22 protein-coding genes, 1 tRNA gene and 1 pseudogene are annotated in these 23,711 nt (G+C 55.6%); 16 read left to right on the top strand and 8 right to left on the bottom strand.

Features of this window, described 5'->3' with window-relative positions:
• Positions 1–354 (top strand): integrase core domain-containing protein (locus G449_RS16135; RefSeq protein WP_022658319.1); only part of this gene is annotated, 354 nt, incomplete at its 5' end.
• A 510-nt stretch (positions 355–864) separates the two neighbouring features.
• On the opposite strand, the gene G449_RS0105535 is transcribed toward G449_RS16135, so the two are convergent.
• From G449_RS0105535 to G449_RS0105545, 4 genes and pseudogenes are all read right to left on the bottom strand, one after another.
• A complete protein-coding gene (locus tag G449_RS0105535) occupies positions 865–2,166 on the bottom strand; it encodes a hypothetical protein (protein WP_022658320.1) in 1,302 nt (433 codons plus the stop codon).
• Positions 2,167–2,169: 3 nt separating this feature from the next.
• A complete protein-coding gene (locus G449_RS0105540) occupies positions 2,170–3,744 on the bottom strand; it encodes a site-specific integrase (RefSeq protein WP_159060438.1) in 1,575 nt (524 codons plus the stop codon).
• 12 nt (positions 3,745–3,756) lie between these two features.
• Positions 3,757–3,987 (bottom strand): annotated as a pseudogene (locus tag G449_RS18770) (DUF6538 domain-containing protein); the annotation flags it as partial.
• A gap of 121 nt (positions 3,988–4,108) precedes the next feature.
• Positions 4,109–4,195, bottom strand: a tRNA-Leu gene (locus G449_RS0105545).
• A 494-nt stretch (positions 4,196–4,689) separates the two neighbouring features.
• Between G449_RS0105545 and flgF the strand changes: the two genes are divergently transcribed.
• The 12 genes from flgF (at position 4,690) to G449_RS0105610 (ending at position 17,224) form a co-directional block, all read left to right on the top strand.
• Positions 4,690–5,484 (top strand): flagellar basal-body rod protein FlgF, encoded by a 795-nt coding sequence (gene flgF / locus G449_RS0105550; protein WP_022658322.1) that lies wholly within the window; start codon positions 4,690–4,692, stop codon positions 5,482–5,484.
• Between the two features lie 59 nt (positions 5,485–5,543).
• The gene (gene flgG / locus G449_RS0105555) at positions 5,544–6,329 is read left to right on the top strand and encodes a flagellar basal-body rod protein FlgG (protein WP_022658323.1); all 786 of its coding nucleotides are present in this window, start codon (positions 5,544–5,546) and stop codon (positions 6,327–6,329) included.
• A gap of 145 nt (positions 6,330–6,474) precedes the next feature.
• Complete coding sequence (gene flgA / locus G449_RS0105560) at positions 6,475–7,704, top strand: flagellar basal body P-ring formation chaperone FlgA (RefSeq protein ID WP_022658324.1); 1,230 nt, start codon at positions 6,475–6,477, stop codon at positions 7,702–7,704.
• Between the two features lie 27 nt (positions 7,705–7,731).
• On the top strand, positions 7,732–8,451 hold the full coding sequence (locus G449_RS0105565; RefSeq protein WP_022658325.1) for a flagellar basal body L-ring protein FlgH: 720 nt from the start codon (positions 7,732–7,734) through the stop codon (positions 8,449–8,451).
• A 949-nt stretch (positions 8,452–9,400) separates the two neighbouring features.
• Positions 9,401–10,192 (top strand): HpcH/HpaI aldolase family protein, encoded by a 792-nt coding sequence (locus G449_RS0105575; RefSeq protein ID WP_027180735.1) that lies wholly within the window; start codon positions 9,401–9,403, stop codon positions 10,190–10,192.
• Positions 10,193–10,194: 2 nt separating this feature from the next.
• Positions 10,195–11,109 (top strand): NAD-dependent epimerase/dehydratase family protein, encoded by a 915-nt coding sequence (locus G449_RS0105580; RefSeq protein WP_022658328.1) that lies wholly within the window; start codon positions 10,195–10,197, stop codon positions 11,107–11,109.
• A gap of 102 nt (positions 11,110–11,211) precedes the next feature.
• Positions 11,212–11,982: a 3-deoxy-manno-octulosonate cytidylyltransferase gene (locus tag G449_RS0105585; RefSeq protein ID WP_022658329.1), complete on the top strand. Its 771-nt coding sequence runs from the start codon at positions 11,212–11,214 to the stop codon at positions 11,980–11,982.
• Complete coding sequence (locus G449_RS0105590) at positions 11,983–12,762, top strand: acyltransferase (RefSeq protein ID WP_022658330.1); 780 nt, start codon at positions 11,983–11,985, stop codon at positions 12,760–12,762. It begins immediately after the preceding gene.
• A gap of 79 nt (positions 12,763–12,841) precedes the next feature.
• Positions 12,842–13,477, top strand: a complete 636-nt coding sequence (locus G449_RS0105595) for an HAD family hydrolase (protein WP_022658331.1) — start codon at positions 12,842–12,844, stop codon at positions 13,475–13,477.
• Between the two features lie 89 nt (positions 13,478–13,566).
• Positions 13,567–14,562 carry a hypothetical protein gene (locus G449_RS0105600; protein WP_022658332.1) on the top strand — a complete coding sequence of 332 codons (996 nt, stop codon included), beginning with the start codon at positions 13,567–13,569 and terminating at the stop codon, positions 14,560–14,562.
• A 142-nt stretch (positions 14,563–14,704) separates the two neighbouring features.
• A complete protein-coding gene (locus G449_RS0105605) occupies positions 14,705–15,124 on the top strand; it encodes a YbjQ family protein (protein ID WP_022658333.1) in 420 nt (139 codons plus the stop codon).
• Positions 15,125–15,472: 348 nt separating this feature from the next.
• On the top strand, positions 15,473–17,224 hold the full coding sequence (locus G449_RS0105610) for a methyl-accepting chemotaxis protein (protein WP_022658334.1): 1,752 nt from the start codon (positions 15,473–15,475) through the stop codon (positions 17,222–17,224).
• Between the two features lie 104 nt (positions 17,225–17,328).
• On the opposite strand, the gene truA is transcribed toward G449_RS0105610, so the two are convergent.
• The 4 genes from truA to thiD all read right to left on the bottom strand — a co-directional run bounded on the left by truA (position 17,329) and on the right by thiD (position 20,730).
• Positions 17,329–18,108 carry a tRNA pseudouridine(38-40) synthase TruA gene (gene truA / locus G449_RS0105615; protein WP_022658335.1) on the bottom strand — a complete coding sequence of 260 codons (780 nt, stop codon included), beginning with the start codon at positions 18,106–18,108 and terminating at the stop codon, positions 17,329–17,331.
• On the bottom strand, positions 18,108–19,412 hold the full coding sequence (locus tag G449_RS0105620; protein ID WP_027180737.1) for a MotE family protein: 1,305 nt from the start codon (positions 19,410–19,412) through the stop codon (positions 18,108–18,110). The genes truA and G449_RS0105620 overlap by 1 nt, the downstream gene beginning before the upstream one ends.
• Complete coding sequence (gene fliJ, locus G449_RS0105625) at positions 19,369–19,806, bottom strand: flagellar export protein FliJ (protein WP_022658337.1); 438 nt, start codon at positions 19,804–19,806, stop codon at positions 19,369–19,371. The genes G449_RS0105620 and fliJ overlap by 44 nt, the downstream gene beginning before the upstream one ends.
• Positions 19,807–19,926: 120 nt before the next feature.
• Complete coding sequence (thiD, locus tag G449_RS0105630) at positions 19,927–20,730, bottom strand: bifunctional hydroxymethylpyrimidine kinase/phosphomethylpyrimidine kinase (protein WP_022658338.1); 804 nt, start codon at positions 20,728–20,730, stop codon at positions 19,927–19,929.
• Between the two features lie 246 nt (positions 20,731–20,976).
• On the opposite strand from thiD, the gene G449_RS0105635 reads away from it, so the two are divergent.
• Genes G449_RS0105635 through G449_RS16140 form a run of 3 tightly spaced genes read left to right on the top strand, consistent with a single transcriptional unit; the run spans position 20,977 to position 23,617 of the window.
• Positions 20,977–22,362: a hypothetical protein gene (locus G449_RS0105635; protein ID WP_022658339.1), complete on the top strand. Its 1,386-nt coding sequence runs from the start codon at positions 20,977–20,979 to the stop codon at positions 22,360–22,362.
• Positions 22,362–22,925, top strand: coding sequence for a bifunctional adenosylcobinamide kinase/adenosylcobinamide-phosphate guanylyltransferase (locus G449_RS0105640; protein ID WP_022658340.1), 564 nt, complete (start codon positions 22,362–22,364; stop codon positions 22,923–22,925). Before G449_RS0105635 ends, G449_RS0105640 begins: the two co-directional genes overlap by 1 nt.
• Positions 22,919–23,617, top strand: a complete 699-nt coding sequence (locus G449_RS16140) for a hypothetical protein (RefSeq protein WP_022658341.1) — start codon at positions 22,919–22,921, stop codon at positions 23,615–23,617. The genes G449_RS0105640 and G449_RS16140 overlap by 7 nt, the downstream gene beginning before the upstream one ends.
• Positions 23,618–23,711: the final 94 nt, after the last annotated feature.

Consider the following 23,711-nt stretch of genomic DNA (forward strand, 5'->3'; position numbering starts at 1 on the left):
CGGCTGCCGCAACGTATCAAGGTTGATAACGGGCCAGAATTTAGCGGTAACGCCCTGGATACCTGGGCTTTTGAACACGGCGTGCAGATAGAGTTCACTCGTCCAGGGAAGCCCACAGATAATGGACACATTGAAAGCTTTAACGGAAAATTCCGAGATGAGTGCTTAAATCAGAACGTGTTTCTGTCCCTGCACGATGCCCGCAGAACAGTCGAAGCCTGGCGGCAGGATTACAACCAGCGGCGACCGCACAGTTCCTTAGGCTGGCTGACACCGGAAGAATTTCGGGCAAAGAATATAACCTGCAACCCATTGGGAACCACTAACTTACAAGTGGTATACGCAGTGGGGTAAGGTCAGAGTCCCCCCCATTTCAGCCGTGGAGTATGCCCCCCACTTCGAGCGGACACCCCCCCTAACTGAGGATGAGGTGCTGAAACTATGCCTCGAACGAGTGCCCAAATAAGCCTAACTGTGGAGGCTTCCCCAATATCCTTGCCGCAGCGGTCGTTGACTAAAATGTTCGCTTCAAGAGGTCTGCATGTTAAGCCCATGGCATCAGCGTACTCAAGCCGTCAGTAACCACAGGTGGATACTGTGTGTTAGCCAAAGCATCATGTGTGCCGGCATTTAAAATACAGTGATTTTATGTTAACATGCGAATATAAATTACGTTTTTTTTAAAAAATTGAATAGGATTACGTCTTCTGCAATGATGGACCAGATAGAAGCAGTGATACTTCCTCGTTGGTTTGCGCGACTATAGTGGAAATGTCCCGCACAGGGCCCAAGGGGGCACTTACCTGCGAGTTTATCCGCTTTATCAAAACTTGGAGAGTCTGATTTAACGTGGAGCCCAAGCTGTCATGATTTCAGCATGGCAATCCTGTCCTTGACTGCAGGCCAGTTTATCATAAAAAAATTGGATTCTTTTCCTGGTTTAAATCTTTGCAAAACTGTTTTTGCCTGAGTTATATATTTGATAGCAACGAGATGCGAGAGTGCTTGGTCAACGTCATAGGAACTTCGCATAGATTTTGGGAGCTTAGTATGAAGCTCTGCCCTGCGAAATAGAGCTCTGTCTTGGGGTAGCTGTTCCACAAATTTTTCGGCGGTCTGGCTTAAAGCTGATGGGAACATGATGAAGCCTTGGCGAATATCTGGTTTCGCTAGCAACTCTACCGGTGAACACGCCCCGCACCATGCGCCACAGGGGGGGCTTACTTTGCTGCAACGTAGCGGTTTGATCTCCCCATGGCTAGCAATAGTAAGTAGGCCATTGGTCTGGACTCGCAGTCGGTTAAATTCGGTTGGATTCAGGTCAGGGGTAGTTTGTAAAGTTTTTTCTATTGTTTTTCTAATTTCTGTGTCAAAAATGTTTTTTATTAAATATTTCTTCCCGACATCACCTAGAGAAAACAAAAAATTCTGGATAGCTTTGTGCCGGTATGTATTGTCCCCGTATATATGAATTATCTCTTTAAAATATCTACAGCTGTGTAATACATCTTCAATGATTGGAAATATCAACTGGTCACTTGACGTCGTATTGGAGATAAGGTGTTCAAGTATTGTCTTCAAGACTAACATTGAAAGGTCTATAGAAGCTTTAGGAGTTTTATTGCGTGCATCATTAAGTTCATTTTCTAGAAAAGTCATGCCAATTGAAAACTTTTTTGAAAATTTTTCTGGTGACATACAGTATTCACTGGAGCAATTATCTTGGTTTTTAAATTGGGAAAAAATTTTAGTAGGTATCGACGCTTGAAATCTACATCCTGGAAAGTTTGGATGTAATATTTTATTAAAAATTATTTCCATGATTCTTTTAAGGCCGTAGCAGCTAACCTTATTTGTGTAGAAACAGACATATACCCCGCGCGGAGATTCAACGACACGAATAAATAATGCCGCAGGAACTTTTAAATATTCTGCGATCGCCCTGATAGTTGTATACGCATCTATCTTATAATTTTCACTTTTCTTAATAAATATAACTGGGTTGCAACTTTCTTTCACAAGTTCTTTTTTGTTTTTGGGTTTGCGTTGAGTCGACCAGCATGAGAGTGCCTTCACGGCCCGCAACTTACGCTCATCATCTGCGCCACCAGAAAGTTCCAAATATTTTAGGTTTCCAGTCTTGGGCACAATTCGATACCAAGGCATAAACTACTGCTCCTGAAAATTTATCATAGAAATAAGGCTCAAGCATTGCTTAGCGCTGAACCGCTCCCCATATTGCCGACCTGCCAGCTCTGCGATCTCGTGCCCGAAGATCTGGCGGAACATGTCATTATGCAGGTTTCTGACCTTAAAAAATTGAGAGAACGAGTGGCGTAGTGAGTGAAAGCTCTTGGCGCCTTTAATCTTTTTCTTTTCCAGTCGTCGGCTAAACGTTTTCCCCACCTGCTTGCCATATTTGGGCGATGATGGTGTTTTTTTGAGTTCTGGGAACAGGCGGCACTCTCTATGACCTACAAGCTTTTCTCGAAGGCGCAGTAAGCCCAACTCAATCAGATCATTATGTATCGGCACAAACCGCCGTGAGTTTTTGTTTTTTAGAATCTTGTCGTTAAGTCCATCATTTGAAGATTCCTTGATGTCAAAGATCCAAATCCCCTCGGGATCCTGGAAAATGTCTTCACAGTGAAGCTGGCAAATTTCCTCAAGCCGCATTCCCGTGTATAGGCCGATAAGGGGCACCCAGTAGTAGGCCGGTTTGGTAAATGCTGAGGGCTTGTAATCCCCGCTGAAAAAAACGGTTTTAATGTCTTCAGGGGTAAGCGGATCACGCTTTTCAACGTCAGGTTGAGGGTCGCGAATGCTCAGGCCCTTGGCAGGGTTGATGGCCAGCAACTGTTCACGAATTGCCCATTCATACATGCCTGATATGGCTTCAACGATTATGTTTACGGTCTTAACGGAAATGGTTGCAGCGTGGGGCATTGCAAGAAGCTCAGCAATACTTTTGTTTCTGTACTTTGGACTTTTCTTTCTCGAAGGAGGCAATTTGCGTAGGGTGTCGCGAACCATGCGCATCTCTTCGCGAGTGACAGATGCCGCGTCTTTGTCACCCAGTATATCAAGGATATTTTGCAGGCGGCTGAGGTGATCTTTGACAGAATGCTCTTTCCACGCGCCATCTGATAGGCGGGTAGATGAATATCGTTCCATCAGTTCGCTGAGTAAAAGCGAAGGCTGCGGGTGTTTTTCAATCGGTGTGGAAACCGGGGCAGGCACAGTAGTGGAACGAGGGTAGGGAGTGCTCTCGGCGCTATAGAACGCCTGCTCTGGCCCATAGTCGCCACTGACCCGCGCCGCCTGAATTCTTTTAAACGTCACCTGCATGGCCATATATGACTTCGCCAAGGCCATGACGTTGTCGTGCCCAATCTCTCTGCGATCAAACACCTGCTCAGCAATCATTTCCATAATGCTCAGGGGAAGCCAATCTTCAACTCCGTCAAATGAATTCAGCTGGCGTTGTTGCTCTATGGCAGATTCAAGCATGGCCGTGTCGAGGCCAATCGACGCTATTACCGAACCATTCTGGTCTAGCTCGTGCGCAATAGGCCGCCCCTCGTCCGACTGTGCGTCAGCATCTAGAAGGAACCGGAGGTAGCCGTTCAAGCGCCTGCGAATTTCATCCGGTGCCACCAGACTTTTGTTGGGTTCATTGAGAACCTCATCCAGCGCATGTTGAAGCAGACGCTGGAGTTCTTCGTGCGTTGGTAGGTCTTCCATCTCTAGGGCTCGCTGTAGGCGTGAATGTAGGTCCCTTGCCAGGCGCAGTGCTTGGGGCCGATGGCCAGTGCGCAAGCTGAAGCGAATTTCTGTGCGCCCCATGTGGGCTATCAGCCAACCAGGGAACCTGTAGCGATAGTAGAAAATTCCATTCTTTAGGTAAAGGAAGCTGGGAGCTTTGCCGGAACGGAGAGGATGGACGAAAGAAGGCTGCGCCATAAATCGACTCGCTTGTGACCCCATTTGTGACCCTCTTTTGAGGGAGGTCTGATTTGGGGGGGCAAAAGGCCGGAAAGGCGCATTTCAGGCCGTGGGTAAACGAAAAAGGGATTACAACAAACTGTTGTAATCCCTTATCTTCTTATGGTGCCGAAGGGGAGACTCGAACTCCCACTCCCTTGCGAGAACTAGACCCTGAACCTAGCGTGTCTACCAATTCCACCACTTCGGCGCGAAGATGTGTTTACGCCAACAGGGGGGGGCTGGCAAGCATTTTTTTTGATTTCGGCAAAAAAAAGTTTATTGCGGTAAGTACGATAGGCTTCAGCTTTTTAAGATGTTGGCTCTTGGGGCCAATTGGGGGGCTGGTCAGGGAGGGTTGCGTGCAAATGCCGTTTTTGTCTCCGGCAGGGGCTGCCTGTGGTCACGGCAGCTCAGCCGCATTGGCGGGGCGCTTCGCGTAAACTCTTTTATCAATAATATGGGGGGAGCGACCTCAGAATCGTCTGATTGGCGCTTGGGCACCGGCTTGCACCCTGCTGGTAGCTCTGCTTGCCGCCACCTGTGTCTTCTGTGCATTTTCGGGGCTGCGCGGGCATGCAGGGAATATTTCCAAATGTACGGGTGTTGGCCCGCATATTGCAAAAGTTCTGGCAAGGGCCATCAGGCCCGAGGTAGACGGCGGCGCTTCATCTTTAGCGCTGCTGCCAACACAAGGAGCTGCTTATGCAAGCAGGCATGTTTAGCGGACTTTTTGCCGCGCTGACCACAGAACACCGCATGAATTTCATCGCCAATAATTTGGCGAACGTGAACACGCGCGGCTACAAGCGGGAAACGCTGGCGTTCAAGGACACCATGCCCACCTTTGCCTTTGACGAGATTCGGGAGCCGATTTTGAACCTCAAGTCTACGCCCCTGTTTCCCGAACCGATGAATGCCGCAAGGGTTCGCGTGGCCGTTTCGCACACAGATTTTTCGCAAGGATCCATGCAATATACCGGCAACGATCTTGATGTTGCCATTAACGGTGATAACGCCTTTTTCCGGGTCACTACGCCTACGGGGCAGTACCTCACGCGCAGCGGAGCCTTTGTGCTTAACGGCGATGGTGTCCTTATGACGCCGCAGGGCTACGCCGTGCAAGGCGCTGGCGGCGTCATCAACGTTCCGGCTGGTACGCGCCATTTGCAGATCAGCGGTGATGGTCAGATACTTGCCGATGGCAACGTTATTGACCAGTTGGCCCTGGTCAGCGTGAACAATCCGCAGAATCTTGAAAAAATGGGCGGCAATCTTTTTCGTCCGCGTGACGGAGTTCAGATTGTTGAAGGCAATGCCTACGACAATGGCGCGCGTGTCGAGCAGGGCTTTACGGAAGCCGCCAATGTGGAAGTCGTGTCCGAAATGGTCAACATGATCGAAGTGCAGCGCCAGTTTGAAGCCTATCAAAAGGTCATGCAGACCTCAGACACGCTGGATCGCGCTGCCAACGAAAAAGTGGGCCGCCGTCAGGGTTAACCGGTGATGGTTTAGCAGCAACCGGCAGCCGCGCTGGTTATGTATAAGGAGAAATTCCCATGATGCGATCGCTTTGGACAGGCGCCACCGGCATGGTGGCCCAGCAGCTCAATATCGACGTGATTTCCAACAACCTGGCCAACGTCAACACCACGGGCTTTAAAAAGAGCAGGGCCGAGTTTGAAGATCTCATGTACCAGACCATGCGTATGGCTGGCGCCATCACCGAGGGTGACAACCGCCTGCCTGTAGGTATCCAGGTCGGTATGGGCGCTCGTCCCACGGCTGTGCACAAGTTTTTTACGCAGGGTGATTTTCAGAACACCGGCAACACTCTGGACGTAGCCATTGAAGGCGACGGTTTTTTCCAGGTGGATGTGAACGGTGAACTCATGTACACGCGCGCCGGTTCCTTCAAGCTCAATCAGGACGGCACCGTGGTCACCGCCAACGGCTATATTCTGCAACCGCAGTTTGCCGTGCCCGCGCAAACCAAGACCATCTCCATTTCATCCTCCGGCCACATGGCGGCTCTGGATGCGCAGGGGCAGGAACTGGCCGGGGCCGAATTGCCGCTCTACACCTTCATCAATCCGGCGGGCCTTGATGCCCGCGGGCGCAACCTCTACACGCCCACCGAGGCTTCGGGTGATGCTACAGAAGGCGTACCCGGTACAGACAATGTGGGTACCCTGGCTCAGGGTTTTCTGGAAATGTCCAACGTGGAAGTTGTGGACGAAATGGTGAACATGATTGTGGGCCAGCGCGCCTATGAAGTGAACTCAAAGTCCATCCAGACATCAGACTCCATGCTGGGCATCGCTGTGCAGCTCAAGCGCAGCTAGGGTTGATTATTGGCGAAAATGTTTGTCTGCTTTGCGCTGATTTTGAAAAAATCCGCGCCAAGAAAGGCTTACTGGGAAATGGCAGCATTGCTGCTTCGCCGTCAGGCAGGTATTTGAGCGTGAAAAGACTTTAGGGGTATGCGTCATGCGGTTTTTGCAGGTCATATGGGCAATGCGGGATGGTCAGGTGCTGCCTTTGCGCGCGCTTCTGGCTGCGGCTCTGGTGTGCTGCCTGTGGGCTACGGCTTCCGTGGCGGCTCCGCAGGGCGGCGTTCCCAGTGCCACCTGGCAGGATAATGACCGCAACCATCGCCGTTCGCCCAATCAGATAGTCACACAGTTGCGCACTCCCCAGGCGCAGGCAGGGCAAATGCCCCTTGCGGACGATGCGCAGGATCAGCGGGCCGCCAAGGCGCGCAACCAGCTTGCCGCAGGCGAAGCCCCCGTGGCGCAGGATGGACAACTGAACATGCTTGGCCCTGACGACTGGCGAATCAAAATCCTTTCAGCAGCGGTCACCAATTCAGATATGGTTTTGCTGGGTGATATTGCTGTCCCGCTGGGGCAGATGGGGCAGGATACCTGGGCGCAACTGCGCGCGCAGCAGCTTTGGCCTGCGCCTCCGGAAGAAGGCAAGCCCTTGCAGATCAGCCATTCTCGCCTTTCGCAGGCTTTGCGGCAGGCCTTGGGCAAGGAAGTTGCCGGGCGTTGCATTTTGCCATCTTCGCTGGTGATTCAGCGCGGGGGGCTGGTGTTTCATGAGGAAGACCTGCGTTCCTACGTGGTCAAAAGTCTGACACCACAATTGTCCGCCATGCCAGGGCAGGTGGAACTGAGCGATTTCCGGCTGCCGGATTACATTTTTTTGGCCCATGCGCAGCAGCGGGTGCAGCTTGAACCGGGCAAACTGTCGCCCGGCCGCGTGCCCTTGCGCTTTGCTGTGCAGGAAGTGGACGGCAACGTGCTTCGGCGCATTTCCGGCACGGTCAACCTCACGCTCTGGATAACGGCTCCTGCGGCATCGCGCCCCATGAACAAAGGGGAAGCCCTGGCGGCAGAGTCCGTCACCTTTATGAAGGTCAATGCCAGCCAGCTGCGTGATCTGCCGTGGGATGGGCGCGGCGGCCCCTGGCAGGTGAACCGTGCGCTGAATACCGGCGAGCCAATTTTACAGAGCGACCTTGTGAGCCAGTTGATGGTAAGGCGCGGCGATGTGGTCAACCTCATCTATATAAAGGGCAACCTGCGCATAGCCACGCAAGCCCAGGCCCTCGCCGACGGCGAACCGGGGGCCACCATTGCGGTACGGAATCTGCAAACCAAAAAACAGGTATACGCCATTGTCAAAGATGGCAGCACCGTGGAAATCCACTAGCGTTTAAAGGTGGAAGGAGAGGAGCATATGCAGGCACGATACATAATACCCGTTCTGGCGCTGAGCTATCTGTTCTGCGTCGCCTGCGGCGGCAGCCCAACCCGGCGACCTGCACTGCATCCGCCGGTAACACCGCCACAGGAATATCGGCAGGAGGCCAATTCGGCCAACAATCCGGGGTCGATTTTTGCCGCCAGCGAAACTGATACCCTTTTTGAAGACAGCCGCGCCCGGCGCGTCGGTGATATTGTTGTGGTCAAACTGGTGGAAAATACCAAGGCCCAGAATAAGGCGGAAACCACAGCCAACAAAAAAGGCTCCAACGATTACGAGGTTTCCGCCATGTTCAACAAGGATCACGCAGGCTTCATTCCCTTTGTCGCTGTGGGGCCGCAACCAGCGGTGGGCTTGCCCATCCTGAATACGGGGTCTGCCAGCGGTCTGACGGCCACGGGCAAGACCAAGCGTGAGAACTACGTGACCACCTCGCTGGCCACACGTGTGCTCCGGGTGTTGCCGGGCGGCCTGATGGAGATTGAGGGCGCGCGCGAAATCCGCGTCAACGAAGAAACAGAATACATGGTTGTGCGCGGCATGATCCGTTCCAAGGACGTAAGCGCCGACAACAGCGTCCTTTCCACCCAGATTGCGGACGCAAGCATTGAATATTACGGCAAGGGCGTTCTGGCCGACAAGCAGAAGCCCGGCTGGTTCACACGGCTTATGGATAACGTCTGGCCCTTCTAGGCGCTTCATTCACAGTCCGGGAATCTCTGCACACCCCGTCAACGCTGCATGCGTTGACGGGGTGTTTGCGTGGAACCTTCAAAACAAGGCAAATCTGCTTGCCGGCTACATTCAAAACAGCCGGATGCCTTAAGGTAAAAGTTGCTATTAATTCCTGATTATAAAGAACTAAAAGTTTATAGAAAAATAGTCGTTATTTTTTTATTATTATATTTAGATAGTTATCGGAGCGGATAAAAAGAAATGCGCAAAAAATATGTGAAAAATTGCGCAGCTCCTTGACCTAAGGATTCTTCCATTCTATGTTGATTGCAGTTCATTGAGCCCGTAGGCTGAAGAGCTGGGGCTCTGCGCCGAAGCCCTTTGTTTGTTTTGTCTGTGCCCCCGCAAGGGATTTGTGGGCAAAAATAAAAAAGCTCCTGAATCTTTCGATCCAGGAGCCCCGGCGGAGAGTGGATTCAAACACCCGTCTGGCAATGCCAGTTTCGGAGTGTCCATATACAAGTGTCAGCGTCATAAGGCGTTGACGTTCTTGTTGGTTTTTCCAGCCTCCTCCTGCGAACCAGACTGTTCTGCCGCAGTCTGGTTCCTATCCAAGCCCCTCCGTTACCCACGGGGGGCTTTTTTATTAGCATGCTCATGCTAAAAGGCCAAGCCCTGTCTTTTCTCTATTTCTTCTTTGATAAAAAAGTAACAATTTCATTCTCATAACTGCCAGATCATCAAAAGCGCCGTGTTGCTGTCGCATTTCTGGCGCAAAATGGCTTTGGAAGGGCAGTATGGGGTATCTGCTGTTGCATTGGATTCAAAGTGCGGTGAGTTTGTGAGTATTGGGTTTGTATTTCCACTGGCGGCAGGGCCTCTGGCCGTATTGCGCACGGTGGACGCAGGGCGTATAGTAAAGGACGTTTGTCGTAACCTTCAACCCTGCGGCGGCATGCCGCTTGATATGACTGTACATGAAATTCGTGCTCGGCTGGCGGCAGACAAGGCCACAGTTGGCACATGGCTGCAATTGCCCTCGCCTGACGTGGCCGAGCTTATGGCCCGCGCCGGTTATGACTGGGTTGCTGTTGATATGGAACACGGCTCTTTTGGCCGCACCGGGCTGCCGGATGTTTTCCGCGCTATTGAATGCGGTGGCGCGGCTCCTTTCGCGCGCCTTGGCGAAGCCAGCAAAACCCAGATCAAGGCCGCGCTGGAAGCCGGGGCTCAGGGGCTGATCTTCCCTATGATTGAAAGCCGCGCGCAGCTTGACCGGGCCATTGATCTTTCTGTGTACCCAGGGCAGGACACCTGGCGAGCTGCGGGGGAAACCGCGCCCGAATACCGCGGCGTGGGCTACTGCCGGGCTAACGTGTTTGGCAAAAAATTTGACGAGTACCGCGCCAGCCGCGCGCCCGAGATATTTTTGGTGGCCCAGATCGAGCACATTCGCGCGGTGGAAAATCTGGAGGCCATTCTGGCGCATCCCCGTCTGGACGCCATCATGGTCGGCCCCTACGATCTCTCCGGCTCCATGGGGCTTACGGGTCAGTTTGACCACCCGGACTTCAAAACTGCCATGGCGCGGATTGCCCAAGGTTGCGCCAAGGCAGGCGCGCGCATGGGCCTGCACATTGTGCAGCCTGACCCTGCGGAGCTTGAGCGGCAGATTGCCGCTGGCAGCCGTTTTATCGCGTATGGCATTGATTCGGTCTTTTTGTGGCGGGCGGCTGAACGCCCCAATTCGGGAGAATAACTGTGAATATTACCGTCTTTGGCGGGTCCGGCTTTCTGGGCTCGCATATTTGCGACAAGCTTTCTGAAGCCGGGCATGCGGTCACCATTGTTGACCTGCATCCTTCATCCTTTTTGCGGCCCGACCAGACCATGCTTGCAGGCAATATTCTGGATGAAGAAACCGTCAACCGCGCTGTAGCCGGTGCGGACATGGTCTTCAACTACGCTGGTATTGCCGACATCGGCGAGGCCAATAACCGCCCGGTGGACACTGCGCGCATCAACGTGCTGGGCAATGTCATGGTGCTTGAGGCCTGCCGCAAGGCTGGCGTAAAGCGCTATGTTTTTGCCAGTTCCCTGTACGTGTACGGCAAGTCAGGCGGTTTTTACCGTTGCAGCAAGCAGGCCTGCGAACTGTATATCGAAAACTATCAGGCCATGCACAACCTGCCGTACACCATCCTGCGTTACGGCTCGCTGTACGGCCCGCGTTCCGACCGCCGCAACGCCATCAACAGGTTTGTTTACGAGGCGCTTGCCAACGGCGCCATTACCTACTACGGCGCGCCCACGGCCCTGCGCGAATACGTGCACGTGGACGATGCCTCGGCAGCCACCCTGGCCGTGCTTGATCCCGAGTTTGAAAACCAGAACATCATCATCTCTGGCAATCAGCCCATGCGCGTGGGCGATCTGTTCAAGATGATCGGTGAAATGCTCGGCAAGGACCTGACCATCAATTATCTGAATGATCCCAACAGCGGGCATTATCAGGTCACGCCTTATGCCTTTATGCCCAAGGTGGGCCGCAAGCTGGTGCCGCCGCTGACTGTTGATCTGGGGCAGGGCATCCTGCGCGTGATGGAAGAGGAACACAAGGAGCTGCACCCCGAGCTGGCGTCTGAGGGCGGATACCTCGTATCCACTGACGACTAAACCTGGGAACGGCAGTTGCCGCAAGGGCCTGCGCCTGTTTGCGGCATGATTGGATGCAGTTTTTTACGCACACAAATTATTGAGGCCACAAGGAGCCGTCAGATGAACATCATTGCCATCATTCCCGCGCGTATGGGTTCCAGCCGTTACCCCGGCAAACCGCTTGCCCTTATCCACAACGTTCCCATGGTGGGGCATGTGGCCTTTCGCACGGCCATGAGCAAGTGCCTTTCCGCCACCTATGTGGCCACCTGCGACGAGATCATTGAAAATTACTGCAAGGACGCCGGGCTCAAGAGCGTCATGACGGGCGACCATCACGTGCGCTGCTCCACGCGTACCGCTGAAGCCCTGCTGAAGATCGAAGCCGCCACCGGTCAGAAGGCCGACATCGTGGTCATGGTGCAGGGCGATGAACCCATGGTGCGCCCCGAAATGATCGATGCCGCCGTGGCCCCCATGCTGGCTGATCCTTCCATCAACGTGGTCAACCTCATGGCCGATATGGATACCCTTGAGGAATTTGAAGATCCCAACGAAGTCAAGGTCGTTGTGGACCACTTCAACAATGCGCTCTATTTCTCGCGTGAGCCCATTCCTTCGCGTAAAAAAGGTTCGGACAAGGTGCCCATGCGCAAGCAGGTCTGCATCATTCCCTTCCGCCGCGACTATCTGCTGCACTTCAACGAAATGCCCGAAAGCCCGCTGGAAATTTATGAATCCGTGGATATGATGCGCATTCTCGAGCACGGCGAAAAGGTGCACATGGTGCCCACCGACTGCCGATCGTGGAGCGTGGACACCCCTGAAGATCTGGCCCGCGTGGCCCGCCTCATGGAAGGTGATGATCTTATGAAGGAATACCGCAAGTAAATGGCGGGCGAGCTTAATTCCACCCCTGCACAAGGGGACAAGGCCGCTGACGGTTCAAAAAGCGCAAGCGCCGTGGGGGCACAAACCCACGGCGCTGTCGCCGAAACTTCGGCACCGGCAGGGCAGTCTGACCAGTCCGAAGCCAAGGCCGCACAGCCAAAGCCGCATGCAGGGCCAGGGCTGTTCAGCCGGGTGTCGGCGGCGCTTGAAGAATTATGGCTGGCCAGCTTTGCCTGGATCCCCACGCCGTTGGGCCTTGCCTTGCGCCTGTTTGCCTGGCGGTGGCTTTTCAAAAGCTGCGGCTCGGCGCGTTTTGGCACGGGCTTGAGCCTTGCGGGCTGCCGCAACATGCGCATTGGCAACGGCGTGCGCATGGGGCGCGGCTGTTTTGTTACCGCCTCTGACGGCGACCTGGTGCTGCACGACTGCGTGGCCCTTTCCCCAAATGTGCACGTGGGGGCGGACGCGGGCCGCATAGAGATAGGCGCGCAAACCGCCGTGGGGCCCGGAACGGTTATCCGCGCGGCTAACCACTGCATTGCGCGTCAGGATGTGCCGATCATGCACCAGGGGCATGTTCCCGGTCAGATCATTATTGAAGAAGACGTGTGGATTGGCGCCAACTGCGTCATTACGCCAGATGTGCGCATTGGCCGAGGGGCTGTGGTGGGCGCTGGCGCGGTGGTCACGCGCAATGTGGCCCCCTTCAGTATTGTGGGCGGCGTTCCGGCCAAGCTTATCGGCATGCGCGGGCAGGGCGGTCAGAAGCACTGGGATTAATGCGAGCCTTTCATGCTGGAATGCTCTGGCAAGCGGAGGCCATGCGGCCCCGGACTCGAACAGCTTTTCAAGGAATATTATGTCACTGCAATGCCTTGTTTTTGACTGCGATGGCGTCATTCTTGACAGCGTGCCCGTGAAAACGCGGGCCTTTGGCCGTCTGATGGAACCGTTTGGCCCCGAGGCGCGCGACCGCTTTTTGATGTACCACAAGGTGCACGGCGGCGTGAGCCGTTACAAGAAGTTTGAGTGGTTTTATGAAGATGTGCTGGGCAAGACCATAACCCCCGAGGAATCAGAGGAACTTGGCAACCGCTTTGCCGAATATGTGCTGGACGAACTGCGCCGCTGCGAGCTGATACCCGGCATTCAGGAAACGCTTGATTCCTGGCGCGGCAAGCTGCCCATGTTTGTCTGCTCCGGCGCGCCGCACGAAGAAGTGCTGGCCGTGCTGCGCGAGCGCAAGCTGGATGGCTATTTTGACGCCATCCACGGCTCCCCGCCAGCCAAGGCCGTGCTGCTGGCGCAGATTGTGAACAGGCAGAAGCTTGACCCCGCCGATGTGCTCATGGTGGGCGACGCCCCCACAGACAGGGACGCAGCCGAAACCGTGGGTACGCTGTTTTACGGCGTGGGGCCGGAGCTCAAGGGCGGCTCGTTCCCCTGGGGCGAAGACCTCACGGGCCTGAACGCCTGGATAGCCTCCCGCGTCTAGGAATCCTGCCTGTTGGCAGATTTGCAACTACTTGTAACCACTACTGAACGTCCTGCCTTGCAACGCGGGGCGTTCGCTCATATACGCCGATGAAAAAAATAGTTCTTGCTCTGCTGCTGGCCTTGACTGTGGCCCTGCTTGTGACCGCCTGCGACTCCGGCAAAAAGGAAGAAGGCGCAAACGGCAAGCCCGTTGCCGAATCCTCCCCCAGCGCGCCAAAGGCGGAAACTGCGGTTCAGGCACAGGCTGTGGAAGAAGCAACCCCGCCTCCCAGCCCTGAAGAGCTGGACAGGGCAGACCGGCTGGTGGCTTTTTCCAACGCTGCCTCGATGGCTCTGGCAACCGGGCGTTATGCCCAGGCCGATGTGCTGGCGGCCTACACCAAGTATTACCTGGCAGAGTGGCAATTGGCCAAACGCCCGGAGCTGAACACGGATCAGGATACCGCCCCTGCCCGCCGCCTGACGCCTCCGGTCAGCCTTTTTACTCCTGAGCAGACCCAAAAAATGGCCGCCTGCGTGCAGAGCATGAATAAAGCCATCGTAGACATGCGGGCTGATTATCGCCTGCTCGAAAAGTACGTGGCCGACGAGAGCATTCAGGATAACGGCATCAAGGGCAAGGCCCTTGCTGCGGAAATACTCAAGGAACATGCCGCCTTTATTGTTGCCCGCGATGCCTATATGGCGATTGTGGAGGGCGAGGCTGCCCCGGCAGAAGATATCTTGCTGCGCAACCACCCGCTTAAACGGCAAATTCAGGCTGCGGAACGCATTTTTGCCGTGTTTGGCAAAACTGCAACCCTGCTTACACCCGGCAAGCCGGACAGAGATGCGCTTAAGGCCCAGCGTGACGAGCTTGCCGCAGCCATTGCAGACGGCGGGCGGCCTCCCTTTATGGCAGCGCCGGAACTGGAGCGTCAGTACCGTGCTTTTCTCAAGCAGGCCGGCAGCTACGCGCAACTTTTTGACCAGGGGCTTGAAGAAGAATTTTACGTTCCTGTACGGTTTGAAATGAACAAGGCCGCTCTGGCAACCCGGGCCGCCTACAATGATTTTGTCAAGGTTGCCAACCAGATACGCTGACGAGTCAATGTTCTGACTGCCTACGTTGATTGTTTTGTAACATGCTGTAGTTTAATGATTAAGTTTGTTTGGCAAGACCTTTGCAGATTGAATGTAAACGGGTGTCAAATACCCGAATATCCATCTGATCTGGAGGTTCAGCATGTTTTTTTTGCTGGGAGGCCACGATAAAAAAAGCCGCAAGGCCGAGAGAACTGTGGGCATTTCTGACGCAACCGCCAGAGTGCGTGAGGTTTTTCTGGCCGGGCGCTTTCCTGTGGTGACAACACATCAGGTGGAGGGGAGGCGTATTGCCAAGGTGCTTGGCCTGGTCTGTTGCCGGGGTTTTGACTCGGACGAAGCCTTTTTTGGCATGGCGGCAAGGGCCATGAACAAGGGCGCACAGGCTATTGTGGGCTATAATGAAAACGTGGCCTTTCATCCCGATGGCAGTAAGTATTTTTCCTGCTTCGGCACTGCCGTAATGTTTGAGTATGACCCCGCCGACCCGGAAGCATTGCCGCTCATGCTGCAACAGAAATTCAAGGCGCAGGAGCAATCCGGCCTCAGCGAAATTATCTGATCAGGCTGGTACTGATATATGCCAAAGCCCCCGCTCAAGGTGAGCGGGGGCTTTGGCATTTGTAACAGGTGCAACGTTGAATGCTATTTATGGGTGTCCGTTTATTTTTTGATAGTGGGCGTGAGTACTGTACTACAAGAGTTACGATTATTTTTATGTATAGCGTAATAGTATGTTTTTGTATCATGCTGTTAATAATAGATAAAAAATATAGTTTGAAACTATATAAAGTATTGATAAATGTAAACGATAAGTATGATGAAGGTTTGAGTCGTCTGTAAAGAGTATATTCTTATACTTTGAATGGATAAACACTGTAAATTTGCAATAGTTTTTTAGGGGCATATTATGAGACTTTCGATAAAACTTGTGTTTCTTGCAGTATTGTTGACGGCATTTTCAATAATTATTGGATTTGTTTCTGTTGTTGGAATGTCTTCTATAAATAAAGATGTCAAGGATATTTCTGAAAACTGGCTTCCAACAATCAAGTCTGTTGGTGAGATTAACAGTATGGTGAATGAATACAGGCGCAATGAGCTTGTTCACATCCTTACAACAGATGAATCATTGATGCGGCAGTATGAAAACAAGATACAGAATTTGACAGGCAGTATTAATGAAAAAGTTAAAGAATATGAAAAATTAATTACCGAACCTGAGGAAAAAATAGCATTTCCAAAGTTTCTTGCGGCATGGAAGGGCTATTTGGAAAATCACGCGAAGATTGAGGTTCTGTCCAAAAGCAACAAGACTGAAGAAGCTGTCAAGTTGGTGCTTGGCCCGGCCAGGGCGCAGTATGTTGAGGCCCTTGATCAGCTAAAAGTTATTATTGATATCAATAACAAAGGAAGCAAAACTTCATCTGCTGACGCGGAAGCTGCATACGAACGGGGGAAGTTGCTTACGATCTCGTTGATAATCGCGGTCATGCTCGCTGCCACAGCAATTTCCATTTTGATTATCAGGGGTGTAACAAAGCAGCTCGGCGAGGATCCCGGTTATTTGCATCATGTGGCATCGGAGATAGCCGCCGGTCAGCTTGATCTGGCATTTAAACCGTATTCCGGCGATGGCGGCGTTTACGGTGTGCTCATAAAAATGGTTGGCAATCTCAAAGCCAAAATTGCCGAAGCAGACAGCAAATCGCAGCAGGCCGAGCAGCAGGCTAAAGCCGCGCAGGAAGCAACCGCTCTTGCCGAGGAGGCAACCCGGCGGGCAGAGCGGGCCAAGGCGGAAGGCATGCTCCATGCGGCGCAGCAGCTTGAAGGGATCGTGCAGATCGTGTCGTCCGCGTCAGAAGCGCTTTCTGAAAAGATTGTGCAGTCCAGCCGTGGGGCTGACGAGCAGTCGGGCCGTGTGCGTGAAACCGCAACGGCCATGGAAGAAATGAACGCCACTGTGCTGGAAGTGGCCAAAAATGCCCAGCAGGCTGCGGATGTTTCGCATCAGACCCGGGAGCAGGCCGTGGAAGGCTCGCAGATACTCGACGATGCAGTTAAGGGCATTGAATCCGTCCACACGCAGTCCATTGCCATCAAGGAAGATATGGATGCTCTGGGCAAGCAGGCGGAGAGCATCGGCCAGATTATGGGGGTCATTGCCGACATTGCCGACCAGACCAACCTGTTGGCGCTGAACGCCGCCATTGAGGCCGCTCGCGCGGGCGATGCGGGCAGAGGTTTTGCCGTCGTTGCGGATGAAGTGCGCAAACTGGCGGAAAAAACCATGTCTGCCACGCAGGAAGTGGGTCAGGCCATTACGGGCATTCAGGCTGGCACCCGCAAGAATATCCAGAATGTCGAGCAGGTTGCTGTGACAATTGAAAGTGCAACCAACATGTCGGTACGTTCCGGCGAATCACTCAAGAAAATTCTTGAGCTCGTCCATCTGGTCAACGATCAGGTTCAGTCCATTGCTACAGCCAGCGAGCAGCAATCCGCCGCCAGCGAGGAGATCAATCAGTCTGTTGAGCAGGTGGCGACAATTTCTGCGGAAACCGCTCAAGCTATGGAGCAGGCTTCCGGTGCGGTTGCAGACCTGACGCAACAGGCTCAGTCACTCCAGCGGGTTATAGAAAAAATGAAAAATCAGGCTTAGTCAAAAGTCATTGGTAAAAGGAAAAGGCCGTTCAGAGATGGACGGCCTTTCGTATTGACGGGCTTTTGTTTGCGGCAGAGGGGGCACACCAGTATGTGCGGCTATCAGGCCTCGGGATACACCACATTCACCAGCGCCAGCCCTTGCGGAGGCGCAGTGACGGAGGGCACATCCCTGCGGTCGCGTGTGGCAAGCAGGGCGGGGATATCCTTTGGCGATACCTTGCCCTGGCCGCAGGCAGCCAGCAGACCCGCCATATTGCGCACCATCTGCTTGAGAAAGCCATCGGCAGTCACAATAAAGCGCAGCATGGGGGCGTGCGGCGGATAAAATTCGCAGGGGGGCATTGCGTGCAGCTCGGCTTGCAGCACCGTGCGCTCTGTGCTTTCCACATCCGTGCCTACATTGCGCAGCGCGGCAAAGTCGTGCAGGCCCGTCAGGTGGGGCAGGGCGGCGCGCATTCCCTCCACATTCAGGGGGCCGCATTTCCACACAAAGGGCGTCAGCTGCGGCGGCATAAAGGTCTGTTCCAGCCAGAACTGATAGGCGTAGGTTTTGCGCAGGGCATCCTTGCGTGCGTGAAAGTCCGGCGCGGCCTGCATGGCCTCCAGAACGCGGATGTCGCGGGGCAAAACGGCGTTGAGGCTGCGCCGCCAGTCCATGTTGGCCCGCGCATCGGGCACATCGCAGTGCACAACCTGCCCATGGGCATGCACGCCGGAATCGGTGCGGCCCGAGCCGTGGGCGCGTATGTTCTGCCCTGTGATGGTGCGCAGGGCCTTTTCCATCTCGCCCTGAACTGTGGGCGGCGGACTCGGCTTTTCCTGTATCTGCCAGCCGCTGTAGCAGGTGCCCACATAGGCGATCAAAAGCTTGAGGCGCATTAATCAGGTATCCTCATGCGGGTGATAAGCTCCGTAAGCTTGGCTGTCTTGGCCGGGGAAACGTAGGTGAGGATTTCGCCTGACTGCTTGGGCGACATGCCGGAAAGAATGCGGATGGCCACACGTTCGTCCATGCTTTCCAGAGCCTTGGCTGCTGCCTTGGGTTTCATCATGGAATAGGTGAGCACCAGCCGGTGAACTTTTTCGTTTTCAATGCCCCTGGCCTCGCGGATCATGTCCTGCATTTTCTTTTCAGTTTCCTGAATATCCTTGAGGCGCTGATCCATCTGCTGGCGCAGCACAAGAATGTCCTGCTGCTGGCGCGCCAGTTCCTGGGCCTTGGTATTGGGGTCGTTGGAATACGCGCCCTGAGGCTGCTGCACCGTGGGAACGGGCAGCGTGCCCGAGCTTTGCCCCTGCGGCAAGGGGGGCAAAAAGCCGTCGTTGTTGCCTGCCGCGCCGCGCGGCGGCAAAGGTGCGCCGTCCGTGCCCTGACCGCGTGGAATGTTTGCCGGGATGGGCGGTGCGCCGGGTATGGTCAGCGGGGCCGTTTGCTCTGCGGGAGCAAATGGCGATTGCCCGCCAGTGGGCGTCTGGGGAACAGGCATGTCCAGCGCTGCCGCGTGTGCGGCCTGCACGCTGCCAAGGCCGGGGATGGGCAGATTGCTCAGACCCAGGGCGTCCAGCCATTCGGATTCGCTGGCGCGGTTGGGTCTGGCAGAAACAATCAGGCTGCCGGAGGGGGCGGATGTGCCCGGTTCCGCCTGTGGGGCAGGCAGGGCCTGCGGTTCGGGAAAATTTGGAGAAAATGTCTGGCCGGGAGCCTTGGAAGCCGCCGCAGTTTCAGGTGCGCCGCCTGAGGCCGCTGTACGGATAAGCGGGGCGGGCAGGGCGGCATCGGTCACGCTGGTGGTTTGATCTGCATGGGGTTTGACCGCTGCGGCCATGCGGGCGGCGGCAGAACCTTGCGGGTCGCTCTGGCTCCTTTCAGTTTTGTCCTTGATGTTGTCTACAACAGAATCAAGGGCCGAACCCATGGACGAAAGTGTAGAACTGACGCTTTGCGCCAGGCCAGAGGGGGCCGCATCTGCAACAGGATCCACGGTTTCAGTCCGCTCCTGCCCATTGTGCGGCTCGTTCACGGCTACCGTGGCATCCTTGGGTGATCCGCCAAGCCAGGAGGGTACGGGCACATCCAGCAGCAAAAGGCCGAGGATGGTAAGCTTCATAAAGCAGAGCACCGCCAGCCAGCGGAATAGTTTAGAGAGCCGGAGCTTTGTAGCGGAGTGTGGCTGTTTCGTCATTGACGCGTTGCTCCTTCAGTTGTTCCTCACGAATATACTGCTGGTTTTGGCGCTCCTTGAGCTTTTCCAGCAGTTTTCTTTCAATGGCGCGCGCAGCCAGCAGTTTGCGGGCTTCGTCAACAAGCTGTTCGTGCATGCGGGCCTGCAAGGCTGCATTGGCTACATCGCCGCGCAATCCTTTTACATACTGTTCCAGCAGCCAGCGTTCCGCCTGCGGAACAAGGGCTGATTCAAACAAGCGGTCTTCGGTCTGTCGCAGTTCAGCCTTCAGACGTTCAAAAAGTGCGCGCGCTTCTTCCAGGAGATTCTGCTTGTTGGCCAGATCAACCTTGGCTTCTTCTTCAAGCTGTTCCCGGTAGTCGAGTATTTTCTGTAAGTTGAAACGAAAAGGCACGCCGCACCGCCTTGATTTTGACGCCCTGAATATCCTCAGGGGGAAACTGCAAACAGCGGGCCAATCCGCCTGCCATGCGGCGGAGGAAAAGGACCGTGCGGCTGACAGGCGGGCAAATGCCTATTTGATGTTTAAATCCGCAGCGTGGTTCACAGGGCCGCAGCCCTTGCCGGGGGCGTAGCTTTTACGCAGGGCAAGATTAAGAAATTCCTGCGCCCGGGTTACAGCAACCTGTAGGGGCAAACCGCGCCCAATCCCTGTGGCGATGGCGGCAGAAAGCGTGCAGCCCGTGCCGTGGTTGTTTTCCGTCTCCACCTTGGCCTGAGGGAGGTGCTTGGGCTGTTCGCCGGGTATGCACAGGCAGTCTGTAACAACGATGGAGCTTTCCATGTGCCCGCCCTTGATGAGCACTGCGCGCGCACCCATGGCAAGCAGCTTCTGGCCTGCGGCCTCTGCGTCTTCAAGGCTGTTGATGCTCATGCCGGTGAGCATTTCCGCCTCAGGGCGGTTGGGGGTCAGCAGGTCGCAGCCGGGCAGCATTTCTTCCACCAGCGCTGTCACGGCGTCTTCCTGCAACAGGCGGCTACCGCTCTGGCTCACGGAAACAGGGTCAACCACAAGGGGGAAGTCGCGGTTGCGCAGTTCGTCCGCAACGGCGCGGATGATGGGGGCAGAAAAGAGCATGCCTGTTTTTGCGGCCTTGACGGAAAAACCTTCAAGCACCGTGCGCAGTTGCAAGCGCACAAAATCTGCATCCGGCGCATGAATTCCTGTAACGCCCAATCCGTTCTGCGCGGTCAGGGCGGTGATGACGCTCATGCCGTAACCGCCGAGCGCCATGATCGTTTTCAGGTCAGCCTGAATGCCCGCGCCGCCGCCGGAATCAGAACCGGCGATGGTGAGGATGTTGGCAGGGGTATGCATAAAAAGCCTCTCATAAAAAACTGCGTACGAATTTAGTTACTATACCCCGCCGCCCGCCGGGGTGCAATGCGGGCAATGTCTGCCTCGTATCCAGAAACTCTCTGGAAAATGTCTTCACAGCGCAGGGAAGCAATGCTAGCATTTACGCGCAATAAACGGAAATAATGGCCTGGTATGCCGTTTTTGCGGCGCTCAGGGCTGTACCCGTTGTGCCACGGCCCATGCCTGCCGCAGTAGGAGAATTTTATGAAATTGGAAAAAAAGCCTTTGGACGTGCCGGACATAGTGAATATGCCCAAGCCCCGTCCCGCCCGCGCGGGCGCGCGCAAGGCCGTGGTGCTGGCGCTGCTGGCGGTTCTGGCCCTGGGCGGCGCGACCTACTGGCTTACACGCGATAAATCAACCCGCGACCAGTGGAAGGACCAAGCCGCCGACATCATAAACAATGCCACCAGCGGCACTCCGCTGGCCGGTGTGGGTGATGTGCTGCGCGATGCGCCCCCGCCACCGCCCATTTCTGTTGTCAGCCCGCCCACTTCCCCCGGCACACTGGCCGGGCAAACAGTGCAGGGCAGCGTGGGCGCGCCTGTGGATGGCTTAACGCCCGCCGGGCTGTACCCGCAGCAGAACGGGGTGCAGATGCCCCAAAAGGTGACGGAAGACAGCCATATCCGCATGGAATTTGTGGAAGATCTGGCGGCCTTTGTTGTGGCCCGTTTCAGGCCCGGCCCGCAGAGCGGCACACTGAACGTCAGTGTGCAGGCGCTCAATCAACGATACGGTGCAAAGTTTGCCAACGTCACGGACGGTAAGGGCGGGCGCGAAGCCCTGCTGCGCTATGCCTTTCATCCCACCATGCTGCGCGGGCTGTATACCCTGTATGCGGATCGCTTTCTGGATGCCGTCAACCGTGATGCGGCCTCCAAGGGTTTTACGCCTGAACATATCCGCCAGTTGCACATGGCGCTGGCCGGGCGTCTTGTAATTCTGGCTGGCGCACTTGAAGGCGTGGCCTCAGTTCCCAACCTTGATGCCCGCCTGCGTGAACAGGACAAAGCCGCGCAGGGTGTTGTAGATATCAACGCCCAGATGGCCGAAGCCGTGTTCGCGGTAGACCAGCTGCGCGAGAACAATGCTCCAGAAGCGCAGATATCCACAGCGCAACTGCGGGTGGACGGCCTGAGCGCCCGGTACCGCCGTGCGCTTGAGGAACGTGCCGCCTTGCAGCGCACCTTGGTTGCGGCCATACGCCAGAACGGCGGGCAGACTCTGGACGATGATTCCCTGTTGTTTGTGGCCCAGTGGGTTGACCGCCGCCTGCGCGCGGACGCTCAGGCCCTTGCCTCGGTGCAGGCCTCGGCGGGCGTGTTGCGCGATCTGGCGCGGCGCAGTGCGCAGGCTGGAACAGGCGCTCAGTTCCAGCCGCAAACTCCTGCACAAGGGGCGGTTCCTGATGGTGCAGCCCATGCGGCCCCTATTGCGGCTCCCAATGCCGCACAAAACGCCGGGCATGTGCAGACCTCCCCTCAGCTGACCCCGCCGCAGGGGCATGCGACCCCCGCACTGCCTGCGGAAAACGCGCATGGCGGTGCAGAACGTGCGCCAGCCCCCCGCGTGGGCGGTCAGCAGTAATGGGCGCAGCAGTTCTTTTTGTTGGCGGCACACGCAGCGGCAAAAGCGGTCTGGCCCAGCGCTGGGCCGAGGCGCAAGCCCCGCAGCGGCTGTATCTGGCAACGGGCCGCGAGGACGATGAAGAGATGGCGGCGCGTATTGCCCTGCACAAGCAGGAGCGCGGTCAGGGCTGGCATTGCCTTGAGGAGCCGCTTGATCCGGCTGGCGCTCTGGCATCGCTGATGCCTGCGGCCCAGCCCGGCGGCAAGGGCCCGGGGGTTGTGCTGTTTGACTGCGTTAGCCTGTGGGTAGCCAACCTTATGGCTGCGGACATGACGGAAAGGGATATTCTTGACCGTGTGGAGGCTCTGGCCGCCAGCATTGCGGCCTATCCACTGCCGCTGGCGCTGGTGAGTGTGGAAGCGGGCCTTGGCATGGTTGCCATGTCGAGCCTCGGACGTCGTTTTCAGGATACGCTGGGTCTTGCCAATCAGGCGCTGGCCCGCGTGTGCGGCACGGTACTTTTTGTAAGCTGCGGTCTGCCCCTTGTGCTCAAGGGCCAGTTGCCGGAGGAAATATGCTGAATTTTGTTGGGTGGACTGCCAGTGTGGAAGCGGGTGCAAAATCGGGCGGCAGGGTCTTGGCTCGTGTGCCTTATTATTTCGCAGCGGCCCTGCTATGGGCGGCGGTTGTGGTGCAGTCCGGCTTTGCCTTTGCCGCAAATGATCCGCGCCAGTGCATTCTGGAAGCTGGCGGCGCTGTAGACAAGTCTGACGTGACCGCTTTTGAGCGGCAGGTGGATGTGGACGCGATTCTTGAGCAGGCGCTGAATCTTTTTGTGCGCCGCGCGCAGGATCCGGAAGCGGCAAAGGATCTGCCGCCCATGGTTGCCCTGCTCTTTACGCAGGCAGCGTCCAAGGAGGGCAACGTGCGCTCCCTGCTGCTGAACGAAACCCGGGCCTTTGTGCTCAATGGTATTTCTTCCGGCGCATTTGCTGGCCGCAAGCCCTCGGGCAATACCGCGCAGGGGCTGCTTGCCCCTCTGTTTGCCGATGCCTCAACCGGGCGCAAGGAAATCAAAAACGTGGGGCAGGCCCGACGCGATGGCGATGGCTGGCTTGTGCCCTTTGTGGTGCATGATGGCGGCAACGGCGAATCCTATGGCGTGACGGGCCGGGTGACATCCGCTAACGGCGAGATGCGTCTGACCTCTGTAGCCAATATGGAATCCCTGCTGCGCAAGGTGGCGGCAGAAAGCCGCGCTGTGGAGCCGTAGCAGAATCTGCTGACTGGCGCGACCAAGCACCAGCTAGGAATAAAAAAAGGGAGCCAGATGGCTCCCTTTTTTTATCGCTGATTTTTTATCGCTG

Source organism: Desulfovibrio desulfuricans DSM 642, assembly GCF_000420465.1.
Taxonomy (GTDB): Bacteria; Desulfobacterota; Desulfovibrionia; order Desulfovibrionales; family Desulfovibrionaceae; genus Desulfovibrio; species Desulfovibrio desulfuricans.